The organism is Pseudomonas sp. NY15354, from assembly GCF_048068075.1.
Classification (GTDB): Bacteria; Pseudomonadota; Gammaproteobacteria; order Pseudomonadales; family Pseudomonadaceae; genus Aquipseudomonas; species Aquipseudomonas guariconensis_C.
Window position 1 is genome coordinate 23,916 of sequence record NZ_JBLUPV010000002.1, and the last position, 21,238, is coordinate 45,153.

Below are 21,238 nucleotides of genomic sequence, written 5' to 3' on the forward strand. Positions count from 1 at the left end.
TAGAAGGCGCGGTATTATGCCTGCTTTGTCCGGCGGCATGAAAAGCCGACGGTCGAGCATCGACTGCGATTGAGCAGAAACTCCGGAACGCGTCGCCCTCTTCGCGGGTAAACCCGCTCCCACAGGATCACCCGTCCCTTGAGGGCTGTGCGGTTTCTGCGGAAGCGGGCACAGCGGCGACGGGCGCAAAGCGGCCTCAATGATGGCGGAACGAGACACATGACTCCCTGGCTGACAGTAGTGGGCATCGGCGAAGACGGCTTCAGCGGCCTGGGCAAACAGGCCCGGCGTGCCCTGCTGAGCGCTTCGCGGATCTTCGGCAGCCCGCGCCAGCTGGCCCTGCTGCCACGCTGCGTGGTCGGCGAACGCCTGAACTGGCCAAGCCCCTTCTCACTGGTGCCGGTCCTGGCCCTACGCGGCGAGCCTGTGTGCGTGCTGGCCAGCGGTGATCCGATGTTCTATGGCGTGGGCGCAAGCCTCGCCCGCCAGGTTCCCGCCGAAGAGCTCAACGTGTTGTCGATGCCCTCCTCCTGCGCATTGGCCGCCGCGCGCCTGGGGTGGCCACTGCAGGAGGTGCAGGTGGTTTCGATCGTCGCCCGCCCCCTGGCCGCCCTCAACGCACACCTCTACAGCGGCGTGCGCCTATTGGTATTGAGCAATGATGGCGGCAGCCCGGCAGCCATCGCCCGGCAACTGTGCGAGCGGGGTTTCGGCCCGAGCCGGATGCGTGTGCTGGAGCACCTGGGAGGCGCCGAGGAGCGCCACCTGGGCGGCACCGCCGAAGACTGGCCCCACCCCCATACAGCCGACCTCAACCTGATCGCCATTGACTGCCAGGCCGCTGTCGATACCCCTCGCCTGTCGCCTGTCAGCGGCCTGCCCGACAGCGCCTTTCGCCATGACGGCCAACTGACCAAGCGCGACGTGCGCGCCATCACCCTCGCGCGCCTCGCGCCGCAACCGGGCGAGCTGCTGTGGGATGTCGGGGCCGGCTGCGGCTCGATCGGCATCGAGTGGATGCGCGCCCACCCCAGTTGCCGTGCCTTGGCCATCGAGGCCGATGAGGGCCGGCAAGGCCACATCGAGCATAACCGCGATGCCCTTGGCGTACCGGGCCTGCAACTGGTCCGTGGCAAGGCGCCCGAAGCCCTGGCTGAGCTCGAGCGGCCCGATGCGATCTTCATCGGCGGCGGCGTGACCCGCGACGGCGTGCTGCCCCTGTGCTGGGAGCGCCTGCGCCCCGGCGGGCGTCTGGTGGCCAATGCCGTGACCGTGCAAAGCGAGCTGGCCTTGGCCAACTTCCGTGAAGCCCATGGCGGCGAACTGACCCGTATCCACGTGGCTCATGCCCAGCCGCTGGGCAGTTTCGACACCTGGCGCCAGGCCCTGCCGATCACCCTGCTCGACGTGGTGAAGCCCCTCGATGCGTGAAGAGACCCGCGAAAAAGCCGCCCCCCTGCGCAGCGGCCTCACCACCGGCAGTTGCGCCACCGCCACCAGCCTGGCAGCGGCAAGGCTGCTGCTGACAGGCGAATGCGACGACGCCGTGCGCATCACGTTGCCCAAGGGCAAACAGGTGCCGATGCGCCTGGCGTTCTGCCGCCGCACCGATGATGGCGCCGAAGCCGGCACCATCAAGGATGCCGGCGACGATCCGGACGTGACCCACGGCGCGCTGCTCTACAGCCAGGTGCGCCTGTTCGAACAACCCGGCATCCGCTTCGTCGCCGGCAAGGGTGTCGGCACCGTCACCCGCCCAGGCCTGGTGCTGGCGGTGGGCGAGCCGGCCATCAACCCTGTGCCGCGGCGGATGATCAGCGAACACCTGCAACAATTGGCCGATGAATGCCGCTACAGCGGTGGCTTCGAAGTGACGGTCAACGTGCGCGACGGCGAACAGCTCGCCCTCAAGACCATGAACCCCCGCCTGGGCATCCTCGGAGGGCTGTCGATCCTCGGCACCAGCGGCATCGTCCGACCCTTCTCCTGCTCGGCCTACATTGCCTCGATCCAGCAAGGTATCGACGTTGCCCATACCAACGGCTACACCCACATCGCCGCCTGCACCGGCAACGCCAGCGAAGACACCATGCGCCAGGTCTACGGCCTGCCAGAGATCGCCCTGATCGAGATGGGCGACTTCGTCGGCGCGGTGCTCAAGCACTTGCGCAAGGTCCCCGTGCCGCGCCTGAGCCTGTGCGGCGGCTTCGGCAAGATCAGCAAGCTGGCAGCCGGGCACATGGACCTGCACAGCCGCAGCTCGAGCATCGACCTGCCGCAACTGGCGGCCTGGGCCGCGGACATTGGCGCCGACACCTCCCTGCAGGCGGCGATCGTCGGCGCCAACACCAGCCAGCAAGCCTTGGCCCTCGCCCACGCTGCGGGCATCCCGCTCGGCGATGCGGTATGCACCCACGCCCTGGCCTTCGCCCGCAGCGTGGTCCCCGCCCAGGTACAGGTCGAGGTGTTCGCCATCGACCGCCAGGGCGGCATCGTCGGCAAGGCAGGTGTGCAATGAACCGGCGCATCCTTCTGCTCGGTGGCGTCACCGAAGCCCTGGCCATCGCTCGCCGGTTGGGCCCCGAGCATGTCTACAGCCTGGCCGGCATCGGCCGCATCCCGCAGGACCTGGCCTGCCAGGTTCGCGTTGGCGGCTACGGAGGCGCCGAAGGCCTGGCGGCCTACCTGCGCAAGGCCGGCATAGACCTGCTGATCGACGCCACCCACCCTTACGCCGCCCAGATCAGCCACAACGCCGCCCAGGCCGCGCGCAACGCCGGCATCTCTTGCTGGGCCCTGCATCGCCCTGCCTGGCAGGCGCAGCCAGGCGATGACTGGCGCGAAGTCGCTGACTGGGCCGAGCTGATCGAAGCGCTGAGCGCGTTCGAACGCCCGCTGTTCACCCTGGGTCGCGAACCCCTGCAACACCTCGATGAAATCCCCGCGCACCAGTTCTGGACCCTGCGCGCACTCGAAGCCTGCCCCGGCAACGCGCGCTGCGAAGTGATCGGCGCCCGTGGGCCGTTCAACCTGGCGGACGAACGCGCCCTGTTCGAGCGACGCCGGATCGATGTCCTGGTGAGCAAGAACAGCGGCAGCAGCGCCACCGAGCCCAAGCTGGAGGTGGCCAGGGCACGCGGCGTGCCGGTGCTGATCCTCAAGCGGCCGGTGTTGCCAGCGGTGGATCGGGTGTTCGATCAAGTGGGGGAATTATTGGCTGCGCTGGGTTTTTGATGCCCAACGGCGGAGCGTATATCCCATTGACATATACTCCCCTGAACCTAAAGCCGGCCATGCCCGCGCACTTGGGCTGGTGCTGATCAGCAACAATCTACGAGAGTTCCAACGGGTCCCTGGATTGCGTGTGAAAGATTGGTTGTCACCCATGATTTGAAATGCGGCTAGCCACTGGGGCTCACGATATTGACTGGTCCATGCCAGTACGGCGCCGTAAACTCTCCCCTTTAAACGGAAGGCTCTACCCATATGGAAATGCAATGGTGGATCTGGCTCGTCTTTGGCGTTGCCTTGGTCCTGCTGGAACTGCTCCTGCCCACCTTCTTCATCCTCTGGTTCGGCATCGGCGCCGTGCTGGTGTCGGCCATCGCCTTCCTGGCGCCGAGCCTGCAACTGGACATGCAGGTGCTGCTCTGGGTGCTGCTCTCGTCGGTCACCACCGCCGTGTGGTTCAAGCTGTTTCGCCGCAAGACACCGGACGTACGCTGGACTGCGGACAGCGTGATCGGTGAAGTCGGCCTGCTGACGGCCAGCGTGTCGGAATTCCAGAAAGGCCGCGTACGCTTCCAAAAGCCGATCCTCGGCAATGAAGAGTGGACCTGCATCGCTGACAGCGAAATCCCATCCGGCGAGCGCGTACGCCTCACCGCCATCGAAGGCAACACCGCCCGCGTCGTTCGGGCCTGACCTGCATTAAAAGGAAGTTCGCAACATGACCAGTCTCATCGTCGTCGCCGCCCTCGCGCTGTTCGTCCTCGTCACGCTCTTCAAGGGCGTGCGCATCGTGCCCCAGGGCGAGGAATGGATCGTCGAGCGCCTGGGCCGCTACCACAGCACCCTCAAGCCGGGCCTGAACATCGTCATCCCCTACATGGACGTAGTCGCCTATCGCCTGCCGACCAAGGACATTATCCTCGACGTCCAGCAGCAGGAAATCATCACCCGCGACAACGCGGTGATCGTCGCCAATGCCTTGTGCTTCGCCAAAGTGGTCGATCCACAGAAAGCCGCGTACGGCGTACAGAACTTCTCCTTCGCCGTCACCAGCCTGACCATGACCTCGCTGCGCGCCATCGTCGGCGCCATGGACCTGGACGAAGCGCTGTCCAGCCGCGAGCAGATCAAGGCACGCCTGCGCGAGGCCATGTCCGAGCAGACCGAGGACTGGGGCGTGACCGTACGCTCCGTCGAGATTCAGGACATCAAGCCCTCGGAGAACATGCAGAGCGCCATGGAGCGCCAGGCCGCCGCCGAGCGCGAGCGCAAGGCCGACGTGACCCGCGCCGAAGGTGCCAAGCAGGCGGCGATTCTCGAGGCCGAAGCGCGGCTGCAGGCCGCCAAACTGGACGCAGAGGCTCAGATCAACCTGGCCGAGGCCTCGGCCCGTGCCATCGCCCTGGTCAAGGACGCGGTGGGCAGCGAGACCACCCCGGCGATGTACCTGTTGGGCGAGCGCTACATCGGAGCCATGGAGACCCTGGCCGGCAGCGACAACGCCAAGGTGGTGGTACTGCCAGCCGACCTGCAGGAGACCGTGCGCGGACTGCTGGGCCGCAACAAAGCCTGACCGCCCTATTCGCAGGTAAACCCGTTCCCAGAGGGCCACAGCGCGCCTTGTAGGAACGGGTTTACCCGCGAAGACTACAGAGTGAAACGGCCCTACCCCCGCTCACCTGCGGCACTTCACCGCACCCCGGCATTTTTACCTATACTCGCCCGTACAATAGCCACCTGATTCCTGACCGGATCTCTCCCATGCCCCCACGTCGGCACATTGCCTGGATAGCCTGCCTTGCAGTGCTGTTCAACCTGCTGGCCATGCCGCTGTCCTCCGCCGCGCCCAAGAGCCCGGCGCAGCAGCTGCTGTGGGGGGCTTTCTGTTCGAGCATGGCGAACAAAGGCAAGGTCGACGTCCAGGCGCTGGCCAAGATCGACCTGGGGCCACAGAGCGACGACACCGCCAGCCTGATGAACTGCTGGTGCTGCTCGGGCGCCACCCCCCTGCTGGCACTGCCCGGCTACCCGCCGCAGTTGCACAACCCTCCGCTGCTGCTCGGCAGTCGCCTGGCGCCACCCGCCGCCTACACACCCACGCCGCGCCAGCTATGGCCGGCGCTCAATCCCCGAGCCTCTCCGCACGTTTGAGTTCGCTACGCTGTCTGCCTGCACCTGAACAGATCGGAGACTCACCATGCTCAAGCAAGCCCTCGTCCTGGCCGCCCTGCTGCTGCCCGGCGCTTTCGCCAACGCCCACGAATACACCGTCGGCGACCTGCACATCGCCCATCCCTGGTCGTTGGAGCTGCCGCCCAATGCACCCAACGTCGCGGCCTACTTCGTCGTTCACAACAACGGCCAGCAGGACGACCGCCTGCTCTCGGTCGATAGCCCCATCACCGACGACGCCCAGTTGCACGAGCACGCCAAGACCGCCGACGGCCTGATGAAGATGCAACAGGTGCCCAGCTTGGCCGTCCCGGCCGGCAAGAACCTGACCTTCGCCCCCAGCGCCTACCATGTGATGCTGATGCAGCCCAAGGACCGCAGTCTGCTCACCGACGGCAAGCGCTTCCCGCTGACCCTGCACTTCGAGAAGGCCGGCGACATCACCGTCGAGGTGGCCGTGCAAAAGCAGCCGCCCGCCGACCAGCAAGGCCAGGCCCATACGCACTGACCGCTGACAGGCGCTCGCCATGAGCCTGCCGCGCGATCGGTTCACCCGCTCCACCCGCCCTGACCTCAGGCGCCTGGGTGGCGGCTGGCTGAGCCTGTTCGCCATGTGGATGATCTTCATCGGCCCACTGGTTTCCCAGTCGATGCCGATGGATCATCACGCCAACATGAACATGTCCATGCCGATGGACATGCCCATGGCGGCTGGCCACGACCACGGTGCAAGCCATCACGGCCACAACGACGGCCAGTTGCATGTGGCCTGGGAAAAGTGCGGCTACTGCACCCTGCTGTTCAATTGCCCGGCGCTGCCCCAAACCCTCAGCCCGCTCAGTGCCAGCGTCGTCCTTCCTCCTGCTCTGCGCCCCACCCCGCCCCATCAGGGCCACGCCCGGCAGGCCGTGTTCCCTGGCGCGCGCAGCCGCGCGCCACCCACCTCGATCAGCGCCTGAACACAACGCTATCGCACGAAGCCAGGAGGCTTCGCGCTTTCCCCTGACTGATCGACTGGAATCACTATGTCTGGCTGTACCCCTGTTTTTGCCCTTTCCCTGCGGGGAACGATCGCCGCGCTCTGCGGCTCGCTGCTCACGCCACTGGCCCTGGCCGTCGAAACCGGCCATGACGGTCATGCGCACGAGCAGGCCGAGCTGAGCCCGACGGTCATCACCGCCATTGCTCCAAGCTCACCGCTTACCGTGGTCACCAACCCCAAGGATCCACGTCAGCCGGTGCCGGCCAGCGATGGCGCCGATTACCTCAAGACCATCCCCGGCTTCTCGGCGATCCGCTCCGGTGGCACCAACGGCGACCCGGTGCTGCGCGGCATGTTCGGCTCGCGCCTGAACATCCTCACCAACGGTGGCGTGATGCTCGGCGCCTGCCCCAACCGCATGGATGCACCCACTTCGTACATCTCACCGGAAACCTACGACCGCCTCACCGTGATCAAGGGCCCGCAAAGCGTGATCTGGGGCCCCGGCGGCTCAGCCGGGACCATCCTCTTCGACCGCGACCCCGAATCCTTCGGCGCGCTCGGCAGCCGGGTCAACGCCAGCCTGCTGGGCGGCTCCAATGGCCGTTTCGACAAAGTGCTCGACGCCGCCGCTGGCAACAGCCAAGGCTATGCCCGCTTCGTCGGCAACCAGTCGCGCTCGGATGACTACGACGACGGCAACGGCGACACCGTGCCGTCACGCTGGGACAAGTGGAACGGCGATGTGGCCCTGGGCTGGACCCCGGACGCCGACACACTGCTGGAGCTGACCGCCGGCAAGGGCGACGGCGAGGCCCGCTATGCCGGACGTGGCATGGACGGCTCGCAGTTCAAGCGCGAGAGCCTGGGCCTGCGCTTCGAGAAATCCAACCTCGGCGAGGTGCTCGACAAGGTCGAGGCGCAGGTCTACTACAACTACGCCGACCACGTGATGGACAACTACAGCCTGCGCACGCCTTCAGGCAGCGGCATGATGGGCATGCCCATGGTCAGCAATGTCGACCGCCGCACCCTGGGTGCCCGGATCAAAGCCACCTGGCGCTGGGCCGATGTGCAATTGATCAGTGGCCTCGACGCGCAGACCAACGAACACCGCAAACGCGGTGGCATGGGCATCGATGCGCACAAAGGCCAACCGTGGACCAAGGACGCCGATTTCCACAACTATGGCGTGTTCAGCGAACTGACCTGGTACGCCACCGGGAACGATCGCCTGGTCACCGGCGCCCGCCTCGACCGCGCCTCGGCCCGTGATTTTCGCCAAGGCAGCCCCACCGAGGGCGATACCCGCGCCGATACCCTGCCCAGCGGCTTCGTGCGCTACGAGCACGACCTGGCGATGATTCCGGCGACCACCTACGTCGGCCTGGGTCATGCCCAGCGCTTCCCCGACTACTGGGAGCTGTTCTCGCCCAAGCTGGCGCCAGCCGGTGCAGCCAACGCCTTCGATGGCATCAAGCCGGAAAAAACCACCCAGGTGGATTTCGGCATCCAGTACCAAGACGAACGTCTGGAAGCCTGGGCGTCCGGCTATGTCGGGCAGATCCGCGACTACATCCTGTTCGACTACCGAGGCATGAGCTCTCAGGCCCAGAACATCGATGCCCGCATCATGGGCGGCGAGCTCGGCGCAGCCTACAGGCTGACCGAGAACTGGAAGGCCGACGCCACCCTGGCCTATGCCTGGGGCAAGAACAGCAGCGACGGCAAGGCCCTGCCGCAGATGCCGCCGTTGGAAAGCCGTCTGGGGCTGACCTACAGCCGTGATCTGTGGAGCGTCGGGGCCTTGTGGCGCCTGGTGGCAGAGCAAAATCGCATCGCCGAGAACCAGGGCAACGTGGTCGGCAAGGATTACGAGAAGAGCGCAGGTTTCGGTGTGTTCTCGCTCAACGGCGCCTACAAGGTCAGCCGCAACCTCAAGCTCAGCGCAGGCGTCGACAACCTGTTCGACAAGACCTACGCCGAGCACTTGAACCTGGCCGGGAATGCCGGGTTTGGCTATCCGGCCACGGACCCACAGCCGGTGAACGAGCCAGGCAGGACCTTCTGGACCAAGGTCGACATCAGCTTCTGACAACAACAAACAGGGCGCGGCGGTCACCGCGCCCAACCTGGTCACCTGGAGGCTCCCCATGAGCGGACAACGCATCTCCTTCTACAACCTGGCGTGGCGCTGGCATTTCTATGCCGGGCTGTTCGTCGCGCCTTTCATGATCCTGCTGGCGATCACCGGGATCATCTACCTGTTCAAGCCACAGCTCGACCCGTTGCTGTACCGCGACCTGATGGTGGTCGAGGCCGGCCATCACCGGCAGGACGCCGACACCCTCCTGGCCCAGGTGCGCCAGGCTTATCCACAGGGTCACGTGGGCCAGTACCTGCCGCCGGTCAATGCCGAGCGCAGCGCCCAGTTCGTGGTACACGACGGCGGGCGCGAACTGAACGTGTTCATCGACCCGTACAGCGCCAAGGTACTGGGCGAGCAGGACGCCAAGGACAACCTGCAGGCCGTGGCCCGGGCCCTGCACGGTGAGCTGATGGTCGGCACCGTGGGCGATCGCCTGGTGGAGCTGGCCGCCGGTTGGGGCATCGTGCTGGTGGTGTCCGGCCTGTACCTGTGGTGGCCGCGTGGGCGCAGCAGCGCGGGCGTGCTGTGGCCGCGCCTGTCGGCCCGAGGCAGGGTGTTCTGGCGTGACCTGCATGCGGTCAGCGGCTTCTGGGGCTCGCTGCTGTTGTTGCTGATGCTGCTCAGCGGCATGACCTGGACAGGCCTATGGGGCAAGCAGTACGCCGATCTGTGGAACCGCTTCCCGGCGGCCATGTGGAACGACGTGCCCACGTCCGACCAGCAGGCCGGCGCGCTGAACAACGCCCACCGCCAGACCGTACCCTGGGCGCTGGAGAACACGCCGATGCCGGTCTCCGGCGCCCATGCCGAACATGGCGCCCACCACGACCTGTCCAGCGCACCGGCTGCGCCGCAGGTGAGCCTGCAGCAGGTCGAGGACCTGGCCACCACGCGCCAGGTCGAACCGGGCTACAGCATCACCCTGCCGACCACGGCAAGCGGTGTGTTCACCATCGCGGTGTTCGCCGATGACCCGCGCAACGACGCCACCCTGCATGTGGACCAATACACCGGTCAGGTACTGGCCGACGTGCGCTGGCAGGACTACAGCCCGGTCGCCCGCGCCACCGAGCTGGGCGTGATGCTGCATGAAGGCAAGATGTTCGGACCGCTGAACCAGGCGATCATCCTGGTGGTGTGCCTGATGATCCTGCTGGGTTCGGTGAGCGGGCTGGTGATGTGGTGGAAGCGCCGCCCGACCGGTGGCCTGGGTGTGCCGCCACTGCGCCACGACCTGCCCCGCTGGAAAACCGCCACCGTGGTGATGCTGGTGCTGGGCGTGGCCTTCCCGCTGGTGGGTGCCTCGATGGTCGTGATGTGGCTGGTCGACAGCCTGGTCGTGCGCCGACGGGTCCTGGCCGGGGCTTGAAGACTGCGTTGTCTGTGCCGCCTCTTTCGCGGGTAGACCCGCCCCCAGGTTCTCCGGTGTTCTCAACAACACCGCTGTGTCTGTGGGAACTGCGCCAGGGCTGGTATTTGCACGGCTGAGCCCCGGCGCTGACCTGCGGGTTTACCCGCGAATAGGCCGGAACTGTCAACAAATAATTAGCTTATTTGCCGTTGCCGTTGATGCGCGATGGAACAGGCACCACCAATCGCGACCTCAGGAGGCCGAGTGGAGGTGTCTGGAGGGGCAGGCGCATAGCGCCTTTCGGCGAGAGCCGAAGTCGCGAGATGGAGGCTGGCGCAGCCAGCCGGAGGCCGCGAAGCCCCGCAAGACACCGCAACGAGGGAATCCCGGCGCGCAGCGCAGGGGCCGGATGTGGGAGCCAGCGGCTTTTGCCTACTTTTGCCCAAGAGCAAAAGTAGGTCGCCGTAAAGGCGAAAAGCGCCAGTGGCGCCACCACCAAACCGGATATTCACACAACCTGAAAGCTCAAGCCCAACTCACCCCCGCTGCGCAAGCCGTTCCTGTTGTTCGCCAAACGTGCGGAGCTCAAGTACGGCATCTCTGCCCGCGAGCTGTTGGTCGAGCTAGGCCGCCGAGGCACCGTAGGCGGCCAGGAAGACATGATCGAAGACCTCGCCCTGACCCTCTCCCGCGCCCGAGGCGTGCTGCCGACCTGAAATCCCACGGGGCTGCTGCGCAGCCCATCGCAGGCTTCGCCAGCGCCTACACGTGTTTGCGCCGATTGTCAGGTCGACGCTTGGCCTTGTTCTGTGGTGCCTTCTTCGCGGGTAAACCCGCTCCCACAGGGATTGCGCAAGTCTTGAGAGCAGTGCAATTCCGGTGGAAGCCGACGAAGCCTGGGCGGGTATTTGCACGGCTGAGCCGTGTCAAGAAATACCAACCGAAGGCGATTCGAGATTGTCCAGCACCATAGAATCTCCCACAGAATTTCAGTGATCCTCTATGGGCGCGGGTTTACCCGCGAACAGGGGCGGTACAGGCGGCACACTGCTACACAAAAATCGAGGCGATCTGCCACGCCCCTGGACTGGAACGCGCGTGTTAGCCTACTTGGCTTCCCCACAAGAAGACTGACCCCTCAATGGAATGCAGCCCATGACCCGGACCTCCTCCACGCCCGCAGACGACTCGCATCTGCAACGCAACCTGACCAACCGCCACATCCAGTTGATCGCCATCGGTGGCGCCATCGGCACGGGCCTGTTCATGGGTTCGGGCAAGACCATCAGCCTCGCGGGGCCGTCGATCATCTTCGTCTACATGATCATCGGTTTCATGCTGTTTTTCGTCATGCGCGCCATGGGCGAACTGCTGCTGTCGAACCTCAACTACAAGTCGTTCATCGATTTCTCCGCCGACCTGCTCGGCCCTTGGGCCGGCTACTTCACCGGCTGGACCTACTGGTTCTGCTGGGTGATCACCGGCATCGCCGATGTGATCGCCATCGCTGCCTATTCGCAGTTCTGGTTCCCCGACCTGCCTCAGTGGATACCGGCGCTGGTCTGCGTCGGCGTGCTGCTGTCGCTGAACCTGATCACGGTGAAGATGTTCGGCGAGGTCGAGTTCTGGTTCGCGATGATCAAGATCGTCGCCATCCTCGGGCTGGTCGCCACCGGCCTGTACATGGTCATCACCGGCTTCGAATCGCCGGCCGGGCGTACCGCGCAACTGGCCAACCTGTGGAACGACGGCGGCATGTTCCCCCATGGCCTGATGGGCTTTTTCGCCGGTTTCCAGATCGCCGTGTTCGCGTTCGTCGGCATCGAACTGGTGGGGACCACCGCGGCCGAGGCGAAGAACCCCGAGCGCACCCTGCCGCGGGCGATCAACTCGATTCCGGTGCGGATCATCGTGTTCTACGTGTTGGCGCTGATCGCCATCATGGCCGTCACGCCGTGGCGCGACGTGGTGCCGGGCAAGAGCCCGTTCGTCGAGCTGTTCGTCCTGGCCGGTTTGCCTGCGGCGGCGAGCATCATCAACTTCGTGGTGCTGACCTCTGCCGCCTCCTCGGCCAACAGCGGTGTGTTCTCCACCAGCCGCATGCTCTATGGCCTGTCCCAGGAAGGCGATGCGCCCAAGGCGTTCGAGAGGCTGTCGCGCCGCGCCGTGCCGGCCAACGGCCTGTATTTCTCCTGCGCCTGCCTGCTGCTGGGCGCCGCGCTGATCTACGTGATCCCCGATCTGGTCGAGGCATTCACCCTGGTCACCACGGTCTCGGCGTTGCTGTTCATGTTCGTCTGGACGCTGATCCTGCTGTCGTACCTGAACTACCGCAAGCACCGTCCCGCGCTGCACCAGGCCTCGAAGTACAAGATGCCCGGCGGGCGGTTGATGTGCTATGTATGCCTGACGTTCTTTGCCTTCATCCTGGTGCTGTTGAGCCTGGAGGACGACACCCGCAAGGCGTTGATTGTCACGCCGGTGTGGTTCCTCATCCTCATCGCCACCTACCAGTTGGTGCGTAGCAAACGTCACCCGCGCACTGCCGTGCGAGACACCCAGGACAGCTGAACTCTCCTGGCCTGAGTACCGACCCTTGCGAGCCACTGTCATGACCCCTGAAATCCGCGACGCCCTGCCGACCGACGTCCCCGGCATCCTCGAGATCTACAACGATGCCGTGCGCAACACCACGGCGATCTGGAACGAGACGCCTGTGGACCTGGCCAACCGCCAGGCCTGGTTCGAGGCGCGTGCTCAGCAGGGCTACCCGATCCTGGTAGCTGTGGATGACAGTGGCGTGCTGGGCTACGCCTCATTCGGTGACTGGCGCCCCTTTGAAGGCTTTCGCCACACGGTCGAGCACTCGGTCTATATCCGTGGCGACCAGCGCGGCAAGGGCTTGGGGCCTGCGTTGATGAGCGCCCTAATCGAGCGGGCGCGAGCGTGCGACAAGCATGTGATGGTCGCCGCCATCGAGAGTGGCAATGGAGCGTCGGTTCGCCTGCACGAACGGCTGGGGTTCGTGGTGACCGGGCAAATGCCGCAGGTGGGGGTGAAGTTCGGGCGCTGGCTGGACCTGACCTTCATGCAGTTGATGCTCAACCCGGGGGCTGAGCCAAGCGCCTGATCGGTGCTGTCGATGCTGGCCGATTCGCGGGTAAACCCGCTCCACAAGGTTTGCGCGGCGCGTGTTTACCTGCGAATGACCTACTCGGCGCTCAAAGGTGTATGAATCGGCCCAATCGCTGACGCAGCATGCTGTTCTCGCTACGCAGTTGCTGCACCTCCTCCAGCAACTCCAGCGCCAGGGCCACCCCTTCCCATTCCAGCTCCAGGTCCTGGTGCAGTTTTACCGCCCGTCTGGCCAGCAAGGGCGCCTGATCGTCGAACAACCAGTCCTCGGGTGTTCGTCCCGACGGTTCAACGATGCCGTGCTCGACGATTTCGATCACGCAGTCAGCCGTGATGTCGGCTTCCTGGCAGAGGGTTCGCATGTCCAGTTGAACGATCAGGGTGCTGCTCATGATCAACTACTCCATTGAGTCCTCGGGTTGAACGCGGCTTTCTCGGAAAGCTTGGTCCAGAGTTCACGCGTGGCCGCATCCGACTGGCTGGGCATGACCACCTTGAGCTGGGCATAGAGATCGCCACGCTCGCCCTGCTTGTTGGCAAGGCCCATGCCCTTGACCCGCAGGCGCTGGCCGCTCTGGCTGTCGGGGCGGATGGTCAGGTTGATCTTGCCGGTCAGGGTCGGCACCGCCACCTTGGCGCCCAATGCCGCCTCCCAGGGTGCGAGGGGCACGGTGATGATCAGGTCATGGCCTTCGACATCGAACAGCGGGTGGGGTGCCATGCGGATGGTCAGGAACAGGTCGCCATTGGCGCCGCCCCCGACACCGGGCGCACCCTGGCCCTTGAGGCGGATGCGCTCGCCGTCCGTCACCCCGGCCGGGATCTTGACGTTGAGGGTCTTGGTGGTGAACCCGGTGCGCTGGCCCATGGCGTTGGTCTGCGGCACCTGGAAGCTGATCTGCTTGGATTCCTTGCTCAGGGTTTCTTCGAGGAAGATCGCCAGTTCCAGCTCCACGTCCTGCCCTCGTCTGCCCGCGCTGCGCTGCTGCTGACCACGGCCGAACGGATTGCCGCCCCGGCCCCCGAAGATCGAGCTGAAGAAATCGGAGAAGTCCCCGCCCTCGAAGCCACCGCCGCCACCGCCCCGGCTTTCCCAGCCTGGAGGCGCCTGGAACGGGCGCCCATGCTGGCCGCCGTACTTGCGGATCTCGTCGAACTCGGCGCGCTTCTGAGCGTCGCCCAGCACTTCGTAGGCCTCGTTGGCCTCTTTGAATTTTTCCTCGGCGTCACGCTCTTTGCTGACATCGGGGTGATACTTGCGGGCGAGCTTGCGGTAGGCGGTCTTGATCGCCTTTTCGTCCGCCGTGGGCTCGACGCCGAGTATCTTGTAATAGTCTTTGAAGTCCATCTAAGGGATCACCGTTGGGAATTTTTACGATGTTTCTGAAGATTGGGGTCAAGCATAGCCTTTCAAGGTTCGCCTGGGGTTGTTCCAGAGCAGACGACCGGTCTTGATTTAGCCGGCCACTGGCATAAACTGCGCGGCCGTTTTACCTCCGGAAGCTCCTCCCCATGTCTGACGTATCCCCGGCCCGTGCCTGCGGCATCGACTTCGGCACCTCCAACTCCACGGTCGGCTGGCACCGCCCCGGCGTGGAATCGCTGATTGCCCTGGAAGACGGCAAGATCACCCTGCCTTCGGTGGTGTTCTTCAACATCGAGGAGCGTCGCCCGGTCTACGGCCGCCTGGCCCTGCACGAATACCTGGAAGGCTACGAAGGGCGCCTGATGCGCTCGCTCAAGAGCCTGCTCGGCTCCAAGCTGATCAAACATGACACCAGCGTGCTGGGCACCGCCCTGCCGTTCAAGGACCTGCTGGGCATGTTCATCGGCGAGCTGAAAAAGCGCGCCGAGGCCAATGCCGGGCGCAACTTCGACGAAGTGGTGCTGGGCCGCCCGGTGTTCTTCGTCGACGAAGACCCGGCCGCCGACCAAGAGGCCGAGGACACCTTGGCCGAGGTGGCGCGCAAGATCGGCTTCAAGGAAGTGTCGTTCCAGTACGAGCCGATTGCCGCGGCCTTCGACTATGAATCCGGTATCAGCCGCGAAGAGCTGGTGCTGATCGTCGACATCGGCGGTGGTACCTCGGACTTCACCCTGATCCGCCTGTCGCCGGAGCGCCATTTGGTGGCTGAACGCCAGAGCGACATCCTTGCCACCGGTGGCGTGCACATCGGCGGAACGGATTTCGACAAGCAACTGAGCCTGCAGGGCGTGATGCCGCTGTTCGGCTATGGCAGCCGAATGAAAAGCCAGGCCTTGATGCCCACCAGCTATCACCTGAACCTGGCCACCTGGCACACCATCAACGCGCTGTACTCGCAGAAATCCCAGCTGGCTCTGGGCAGCATGCGCTACGACATCGAAGACACCCTGGGCATCGACCGCTTGTTCAAGCTGATCGAAGAGCGCGCCGGCCACTGGCTGGCGATGGAAGTGGAAGCCAGCAAGATCGAGCTGACCCACCAGGACAGCCGTCGCCTCGACCTGGGCCGCATCGAGCCGGAGCTGGCCGTGGACCTGACCCGCCCACTGTTCGAGGATGCCATCGAAGGCCTTCTTGGGCGCGTGCGCGGGAGCGTCACCGAACTGCTGAACAAGGCAGGCGTGAGCGAAGGCCAGGTGGACACGGTGTTCTTCACCGGTGGTTCCAGCGGCATTCCGGCGCTGCGCAACAGCGTGGCGGCCATGCTGCCCAACGCCCGCCATGTGGAAGGCAACATCTTTGGCAGCATCGGCAGCGGGCTGGCGATCGAGGCGCGCAAGCGCTACGGCGCAGCCTGACAGCGCTCTCCTGCCTGTACTGGCCTTTTCGCGGGTGAACCCGCCCCCACAGGGTGGACTGCCCCCAAGAAGTTGGACACCAATCTGACCCTTGGGGCTTGCGGTGATCCTTGTGGCGGGTTTACCCGCGAAGGGGCGGGCACAGGCTTGAGGCGATATTCAGACCAGTTCCGCCCGCTTCAGCTCGCTCTTCAGGTACGCGTAGTAGATCGGCCCCGCTACGACGCCTGGCAAGCCGAACGCTGCCTCGAACACCAGCATCGCCAGCAGCAATTCCCACGACTTGGCACTGATCTGCCCGCCCACGATCCGCGCGTTGAGGAAGTACTCGACCTTGTGGATGACGATCAGGTAGCCCAACGCCGCCACCGCCACCCAGATCGACAACGACAACCCGACGATGGTGATCAGGGTGTTGGACATCAGGTTGCCGATTACCGGCAGCAGCCCCAGCAGGAAGGTCAGCACGATCAGGGTCTTGGTCAACGGCAGATGCACCCCGAACAGCGGCAGCACCACGGCCAGGAAGATGCCGGTGAAGACGGTGTTGAGCAGGGAAATCTTGATCTGTGCAAAGACGATGTTGCGAAACGCCTGCACCAGCAGGCTCAGGCGCTCGAACAGCGCTGCGGCCAGGGGTTTGCGTCGGGAGATGTCAGGGATGCGCTGCAAGGCCACGATGGCGCCCAGGATCATGCCGATCAGCAAGGTGACGAACATGTGCGCCATGCCCTTGCCCACCAGTTGCAGCTCACCCAGGTGACTCTTGAGCCAGTCGCCGATGGCTACCTTGAACTCCGCGGCACTGGCCGGCAGGTAACCTTCGATGAACGGCGGCAGTTGGCTGCGGGCGCGCTCCACCAAGGCCATGAACTTGTCCAGCGAGGCGCCGGGGTTCTCCGCCTCGTGCAGCAGGAAGCTGAAGGCACCGGCGATCAGCAGCGTCAAGGTGCTGACCACCAGCGTGCCCAGCAGTGCCACAGCGAGCCAGCGCGCGCGCTGCCCGGCGATCACCGGCTGCAGGCGCGGCGTGAGCATGTTGACCAACTCGAACACCAGCAAGCCTGCCAGCAGGCTGGGCAACAACTTCAGGGGCAGCACCAGCAGCAGGCCGGCAAACACGATGATCCAGCTGGCCAGGGTGATCTGGCGAGGGGTGAAGGTCATACAGCCTCAACGGCGGACAACAGGAAAGAGCCGCAGTCTGCCAGCCTTCGCCAGACAAACATAGGCGCAGGTCATTTCTTCTTCAGGCAATCGCTCATGAAGGCTTTGCGTTCGTCTCCCTTGAGCGCCTTGGCGCTGGCATCGGCGTTGCAGGTTTTCATCTTTTCCTGCTGGGTGGCGGGCTTGGCTTTGAGACAGGCACTCATGAAGGCCTTGCGCTCGTCGCCCTTGAGGGCCTTCTCCGAGGCCTGGGCATTGCAGGTGGTCATTTTCTCCTGTTGTGCGGTGGCTGCGAAGCTCTGGGCACTGATCAACACGCCCAACACCAGCAAAGGCACGTGCAGCATTTTCATGAAGCGATCTCCTTGTCTCCACGCTGCATGCGTGGTCGTCGAGCAGAGTGTAGCCAAGTTTTTTCCCGGCCAACTCAGGGCGTGCGCGCCCGCCGGCGGTACTGCTCAGGGGTGCAGCGGGCCTGGCGCTGGAACATGGCGATGAATGCCGAGGCGGTGCTGTAGCCGAGGTCGAAGGCGATGGACTGGATCGACAGACCCGCCTCCAGCGCCTCGATGGCGCGCAGAAAGCGCAGGCGCAAGCGCCATTCACCGAAGCTGATCCCCAGCTCACGCAGGAACTGGCGCGCCAAGGTGCGCTCGCTGACGTGCACCAGGGCAGCCCAGTCGGCCAGCGGACGGTTGTCGCCAGGCTCGGCGTGCAAGGCCTCAAGCACCTGGCGCAGGCCCTCGCTGCGGGCGAACGGCAGGTAGCAGGCCTGGGTCGGCGCCAAGTGCAACTGATCGAGCAACACCTGGACCAGACGCAGGTCGCGTTCATCCTGGGCCACCGTGACGTCTCGCGCGGCGAAATCACCGAGGATGGCCTTGAGGATGTCGCTGATCACCAGGGTGCAGGCCTGTTGAGGCAGGCCCTGACACAGCTCGCTGGCCAGGTACACCGAGCGATAGACGATGGCCTGGGGGTTGTAGCAGCCGTGCTCGGTTCCCGGCGGCACCCACACGGCGTAATGGGGTGGCGAGACGAAACGCTGGCCATCCACATCCAGGTGCATGACGCCATGGGACGCGTAGTTGAGCTGGCCCCAGGTGTGGCGATGCGCAGCGCTGTGGGTGTCAGCGCCGAATTCGTCGTAGCGAAAGTACACCGGAGCGGGGAGTTGCTCGAAAGCAGGGATGTCGAGGTATTTGCGAACCATGTTGGCAGCTTCGAGGGGTGGGTTGTCTGGATACGAGTATAGGCTTACAGACAGACAGCGGATAATGGATGCCAGCTTGGGACTGGCTTGCACCGTCTCGCGGGTCGACCCGTTCCTACAGGTACAACGCCGGCCCTGCGGGAGTGGGTTTCCCCGCGAAGGCGTGCCAGGCAGCCCCGAATTTCTGCAACACCCTTAGAGACTCTGCGCTTCATGAATTATGCATTTCCCCTGCTGGCCATCCTCATCTGGGCTGGTAATACAGTGGTCACCAAGCTCTCGGCCGGAGCGATCTTCCCCGCCGAGATCGGCTTCTACCGCTGGTTGTTGGCAGGCCTTCTGTTCACACCGTTCCTGCTGCCTCAGGTCTTGCGCAATCGCGCTGCGATCGCCCCGCACCTGGGCAAGATCTTCATCCTCGGCGTGCTGGGCATGGCCATGTACCAGAGCCTGGCGTACTTCGCCGCCGGCATCACCAGCGCCACCAACATGGGCATCATCCTCTCGTTGATGCCGTTGATGTCCCTGGCACTGGCCATCGCCTGGCTCGGGCAGCGCCTGACCTTCGGCGCGCTGTTCGGTGCAGTGGTGTCGTTCATCGGCGTACTGGAGGTGGTCTCGGCCGGCCAGCCCGCAGCCCTCCTGCAGCAAGGCCTGAACAGCGGCGACCTGCTGATGCTGGTGGCCACCTTCGCCTACGCGCTATACAGCTTCCTGCTGAAGAAATGGCAACTGCGCCTGCCCGCTATGCAGTTGCTGTACTTGCAGGTGCTGGTGGCGATCATCGTGCTGCTGCCGTTGTTCCTGCTGTCTCCAAAAACCGGGCTGAACGCCCAGAATATCGGCCTGGTGCTGTACGCCTGCGTGCTGGCCTCGATGGTGGCGCCACGGGTCTGGATGCAGGCCGTGCATCGACTGGGGCCAAGCCGCACCACGCTGTTCTTCAACCTGCTGCCGGTGGTGACGGCGGTGATCGCCGCCGTGGTGCTGGACGAACACCTGGCCAGCTATCACCTGTATGGCGGCCTGCTGACATTGCTGGGCGTACTGTTGGCCGAACGCTGGACCACGCCCCTGCGCCGCATCGCTACAGCCCCGCAGCCTTGAGGCGGGCGGCGTGCTCGGTGAACAGGCGCACCGGGTCGGCGCCCTTGCCCACCGCGCCGAGAGACTGATTGACGATGTCTAGGTGATCCAGCGGGTAGTCGTCACCGATCACCTGGCCCAGGTGCGAGCTGTATCGCCCGACCATGCCGTCGCATTGACCCTTCTCGCGCTCGAACGTGCGGGCGAACAGACGGCAGAAGCGGTTGCTGCCGTCGAAGCGATTGCGCCCCTGATCGGTGCGGCCCGGCTGCAAGGTGCCGGACCAGGAGTAGTAGCGCACGCCATTGACCTCGACATCGCCCTGCCCGCCCCAGGTGGTCGGCAGGCCCTGTGGATAAACCTGGTTGAAGCGGGCCACTCCGGCGCTGGTGAAGGACTGGTGCGAGGCATGCACATCGATCGGCAACGGGTCCCGGCGCCAGCCGGTTTCCAGCCAGACCAGCAGCAGCGCCAGGCCATGCAGCACCGCCTTGAGTATCCGCCCCTGAGGTGAGTCGCCCGGGGCCTTGCGCTCCAGGTAATCGGCCAGCTCCGAACCTCGATTGGGCCCTGCAACCGAGGTCACCGAAGCGACTCGGTCCGGCCGCTTCGCGGCGGCATAGCGTGCGCTGAGGGCGCCTTGGCTATGGCCGATCAGGTTGACCCGCGCAGCCCCGGTGCGCCTGCAGATGTCCTCGATGATCTCCAGCAGTTGCTCGCCACGCAGCTCGCTGGAGTGCAGCGGCGAGACCTGAACCGCAAAAACCTGCGCGCCACCCCGGCGCAAGGCCGGAACGATACCGAACCAGTAGGGATAGAGCAGCACCCGCACGAAGCCGAGCATGCCCGGCACCAGCACCAACGGGTAACGCGTGGCCAGTTCCTGGCTCATTCCCTGCCCCCTCTGTCTGAGTCGTTGAGCCAACACTACAAGGCCGCGCCCTGGCATCGCAATCGAACTCCTGGGCCGGCGTGCGGTTCAAACCAGAACACCCCCTGAGCAAGGAGCCGGACCATGTACAGACAGACCCTGGCCATCCTGTTGGCAAGCGCGGCGCTGGCCGCCTGCGGCAGCCACCCGGAAAACCCGGTGGATTACGTCACCTACCGCGACGAGCCGCTGGTCAAGCAGGTGGAGAAGGGCATGACCATGCAGAAGGTCATCGCCATTGGCGGCAGCCCGTCGAACGCCACTGACCTGCCCCACGGCGGCACCTGCAACGACTACATCCTCAATCGCGATGGCCACCAGCAGCCCTACTACGTGCGCTTCGACGCCACCGGTCATGTCGACGCCAAGGGCTTCAAGACGTGCAAGCAACGAGAAGAGGACCGCGAGGCTGTACACGGCGCGTGAGCCCTCCCTGACACACCGTGCCCCCCCTGATCCTTTCGGAGATGAACATGAACGCTATTGAACTGACCGATGTCCGGACCCTGCGCGAGCGTGCCCGACAACATGTCGAGCAAGGCGCCGTGACCGAAGGCTACAGCGCCGACCGGGACAAGATCCTGAACCTGCTCAACGAAGCCTTGGCCACGGAACTGGTCTGCACCCTGCGCTACAAGCGCCACTACTTCATGGCCAGCGGCATCAAGGCCAGCGTCGCCGCCGAGGAGTTCCTCGAGCACGCCACCCAGGAGGCCGAACATGCCGACAAGCTCGCCGAGCGGATCGTCCAGTTGGGCGGGGAGCCGGACTTCAACCCCGACAACCTGAGCAAACGCTCCCACGCCCAGTACGTGGCCGGCAGCACGCTCAAGGAAATGGTGCTGGAAGACCTGGTGGCCGAGCGCATCGCCATCGACAGCTACCGCGAGATCATCCAGTACATCGGCGAGAAGGACCCGACCACCCGGCGCATCTTCGAGGACATCCTGGCCCAGGAAGAAGAACACGCCGATGACATGGCGGACCTGTTGAAAGGGTTGTAAGCCTTATTGGGGCTGCGCTGCAGCCCTTCGCGG

At 64.8% G+C, this 21,238-nt stretch carries 22 protein-coding genes and 2 pseudogenes; 18 read left to right on the forward strand and 6 right to left on the reverse strand.

The genetic code is table 11. The annotated features are described in order from the left end of the window. The first annotated feature begins 219 nt into the window (after positions 1–219). From cbiE to ACNFCH_RS02075, 14 genes and pseudogenes are all read left to right on the forward strand, one after another. The gene (gene cbiE / locus ACNFCH_RS02010) at positions 220–1,431 is read left to right on the forward strand and encodes a precorrin-6y C5,15-methyltransferase (decarboxylating) subunit CbiE (RefSeq protein WP_416742159.1); all 1,212 of its coding nucleotides are present in this window, start codon (positions 220–222) and stop codon (positions 1,429–1,431) included. Then, on the forward strand, positions 1,424–2,518 hold the full coding sequence (locus ACNFCH_RS02015; RefSeq protein ID WP_416742160.1) for a cobalt-precorrin-5B (C(1))-methyltransferase: 1,095 nt from the start codon (positions 1,424–1,426) through the stop codon (positions 2,516–2,518). Before cbiE ends, ACNFCH_RS02015 begins: the two co-directional genes overlap by 8 nt. Further along, positions 2,515–3,234: a cobalt-precorrin-6A reductase gene (locus ACNFCH_RS02020; protein WP_416742161.1), complete on the forward strand. Its 720-nt coding sequence runs from the start codon at positions 2,515–2,517 to the stop codon at positions 3,232–3,234. Before ACNFCH_RS02015 ends, ACNFCH_RS02020 begins: the two co-directional genes overlap by 4 nt. A gap of 52 nt (positions 3,235–3,286) precedes the next feature. Further along, positions 3,287–3,394: pseudogene (locus tag ACNFCH_RS02025) on the forward strand (VapC toxin family PIN domain ribonuclease); the annotation flags it as partial. A 92-nt stretch (positions 3,395–3,486) separates the two neighbouring features. Continuing rightward, positions 3,487–3,924, forward strand: a complete 438-nt coding sequence (locus ACNFCH_RS02030) for an NfeD family protein (RefSeq protein ID WP_337159979.1) — start codon at positions 3,487–3,489, stop codon at positions 3,922–3,924. A 25-nt stretch (positions 3,925–3,949) separates the two neighbouring features. Next, complete coding sequence (locus ACNFCH_RS02035; RefSeq protein WP_070090439.1) at positions 3,950–4,804, forward strand: SPFH domain-containing protein; 855 nt, start codon at positions 3,950–3,952, stop codon at positions 4,802–4,804. Between the two features lie 188 nt (positions 4,805–4,992). After that, a complete protein-coding gene (locus tag ACNFCH_RS02040) occupies positions 4,993–5,382 on the forward strand; it encodes a DUF2946 domain-containing protein (RefSeq protein WP_416742162.1) in 390 nt (129 codons plus the stop codon). Positions 5,383–5,428: 46 nt separating this feature from the next. After that, complete coding sequence (locus ACNFCH_RS02045) at positions 5,429–5,911, forward strand: copper chaperone PCu(A)C (protein WP_337159977.1); 483 nt, start codon at positions 5,429–5,431, stop codon at positions 5,909–5,911. Between the two features lie 19 nt (positions 5,912–5,930). Then, the gene (locus tag ACNFCH_RS02050; protein ID WP_337159976.1) at positions 5,931–6,362 is read left to right on the forward strand and encodes a DUF2946 domain-containing protein; all 432 of its coding nucleotides are present in this window, start codon (positions 5,931–5,933) and stop codon (positions 6,360–6,362) included. Positions 6,363–6,428: 66 nt separating this feature from the next. Further along, the gene (locus ACNFCH_RS02055) at positions 6,429–8,480 is read left to right on the forward strand and encodes a TonB-dependent copper receptor (protein WP_416742163.1); all 2,052 of its coding nucleotides are present in this window, start codon (positions 6,429–6,431) and stop codon (positions 8,478–8,480) included. Positions 8,481–8,538: 58 nt separating this feature from the next. Continuing rightward, the gene (locus ACNFCH_RS02060) at positions 8,539–9,903 is read left to right on the forward strand and encodes a PepSY domain-containing protein (protein WP_337159974.1); all 1,365 of its coding nucleotides are present in this window, start codon (positions 8,539–8,541) and stop codon (positions 9,901–9,903) included. A gap of 539 nt (positions 9,904–10,442) precedes the next feature. Beyond that, positions 10,443–10,601, forward strand: a pseudogene (locus ACNFCH_RS02065) (4-hydroxy-2-oxovalerate aldolase); the annotation flags it as partial. 439 nt (positions 10,602–11,040) lie between these two features. Further along, on the forward strand, positions 11,041–12,456 hold the full coding sequence (gene cycA / locus ACNFCH_RS02070; RefSeq protein ID WP_337159973.1) for a D-serine/D-alanine/glycine transporter: 1,416 nt from the start codon (positions 11,041–11,043) through the stop codon (positions 12,454–12,456). A 40-nt stretch (positions 12,457–12,496) separates the two neighbouring features. Beyond that, positions 12,497–13,015 (forward strand): GNAT family N-acetyltransferase, encoded by a 519-nt coding sequence (locus ACNFCH_RS02075; protein WP_416742164.1) that lies wholly within the window; start codon positions 12,497–12,499, stop codon positions 13,013–13,015. Between the two features lie 91 nt (positions 13,016–13,106). Here ACNFCH_RS02075 and ACNFCH_RS02080 read toward each other — a convergent pair whose 3' ends face one another. Together ACNFCH_RS02080 and cbpA are read right to left on the reverse strand one after the other, a co-directional pair. Next, positions 13,107–13,412 carry a chaperone modulator CbpM gene (locus ACNFCH_RS02080; protein ID WP_337159971.1) on the reverse strand — a complete coding sequence of 102 codons (306 nt, stop codon included), beginning with the start codon at positions 13,410–13,412 and terminating at the stop codon, positions 13,107–13,109. 2 nt (positions 13,413–13,414) lie between these two features. Further along, a complete protein-coding gene (gene cbpA / locus ACNFCH_RS02085) occupies positions 13,415–14,368 on the reverse strand; it encodes a curved DNA-binding protein (protein WP_337159970.1) in 954 nt (317 codons plus the stop codon). Positions 14,369–14,532: 164 nt separating this feature from the next. Here cbpA and ACNFCH_RS02090 point away from each other — a divergent pair, with 164 nt between their 5' ends. Further along, complete coding sequence (locus ACNFCH_RS02090) at positions 14,533–15,804, forward strand: Hsp70 family protein (protein ID WP_416742165.1); 1,272 nt, start codon at positions 14,533–14,535, stop codon at positions 15,802–15,804. 159 nt (positions 15,805–15,963) lie between these two features. Here the strand turns inward: ACNFCH_RS02090 and ACNFCH_RS02095 are convergent, their stop codons facing one another. From ACNFCH_RS02095 to ACNFCH_RS02105, 3 genes are all read right to left on the reverse strand, one after another. Beyond that, positions 15,964–16,971 (reverse strand): hypothetical protein, encoded by a 1,008-nt coding sequence (locus ACNFCH_RS02095; RefSeq protein WP_337159968.1) that lies wholly within the window; start codon positions 16,969–16,971, stop codon positions 15,964–15,966. Positions 16,972–17,042: 71 nt separating this feature from the next. Continuing rightward, positions 17,043–17,324, reverse strand: coding sequence for a PsiF family protein (locus ACNFCH_RS02100; protein ID WP_337159967.1), 282 nt, complete (start codon positions 17,322–17,324; stop codon positions 17,043–17,045). A 74-nt stretch (positions 17,325–17,398) separates the two neighbouring features. Beyond that, on the reverse strand, positions 17,399–18,184 hold the full coding sequence (locus tag ACNFCH_RS02105) for a helix-turn-helix transcriptional regulator (protein WP_337159966.1): 786 nt from the start codon (positions 18,182–18,184) through the stop codon (positions 17,399–17,401). Between the two features lie 213 nt (positions 18,185–18,397). Between ACNFCH_RS02105 and ACNFCH_RS02110 the strand changes: the two genes are divergently transcribed. Continuing rightward, positions 18,398–19,291 (forward strand): DMT family transporter, encoded by an 894-nt coding sequence (locus ACNFCH_RS02110; RefSeq protein WP_337159965.1) that lies wholly within the window; start codon positions 18,398–18,400, stop codon positions 19,289–19,291. On the opposite strand, the gene ACNFCH_RS02115 is transcribed toward ACNFCH_RS02110, so the two are convergent. Continuing rightward, a complete protein-coding gene (locus tag ACNFCH_RS02115; RefSeq protein WP_337159964.1) occupies positions 19,272–20,162 on the reverse strand; it encodes a triacylglycerol lipase in 891 nt (296 codons plus the stop codon). The two genes, ACNFCH_RS02110 and ACNFCH_RS02115, sit on opposite strands and share 20 nt — an antisense overlap. A 123-nt stretch (positions 20,163–20,285) precedes the next feature. Between ACNFCH_RS02115 and osmE the strand changes: the two genes are divergently transcribed. Together osmE and ACNFCH_RS02125 are read left to right on the forward strand one after the other, a co-directional pair. Next, positions 20,286–20,627 carry an osmotically-inducible lipoprotein OsmE gene (gene osmE / locus ACNFCH_RS02120; protein ID WP_196162588.1) on the forward strand — a complete coding sequence of 114 codons (342 nt, stop codon included), beginning with the start codon at positions 20,286–20,288 and terminating at the stop codon, positions 20,625–20,627. A gap of 47 nt (positions 20,628–20,674) precedes the next feature. Continuing rightward, positions 20,675–21,205: a ferritin-like domain-containing protein gene (locus tag ACNFCH_RS02125; protein WP_196162587.1), complete on the forward strand. Its 531-nt coding sequence runs from the start codon at positions 20,675–20,677 to the stop codon at positions 21,203–21,205. Positions 21,206–21,238 lie beyond the last annotated feature (33 nt).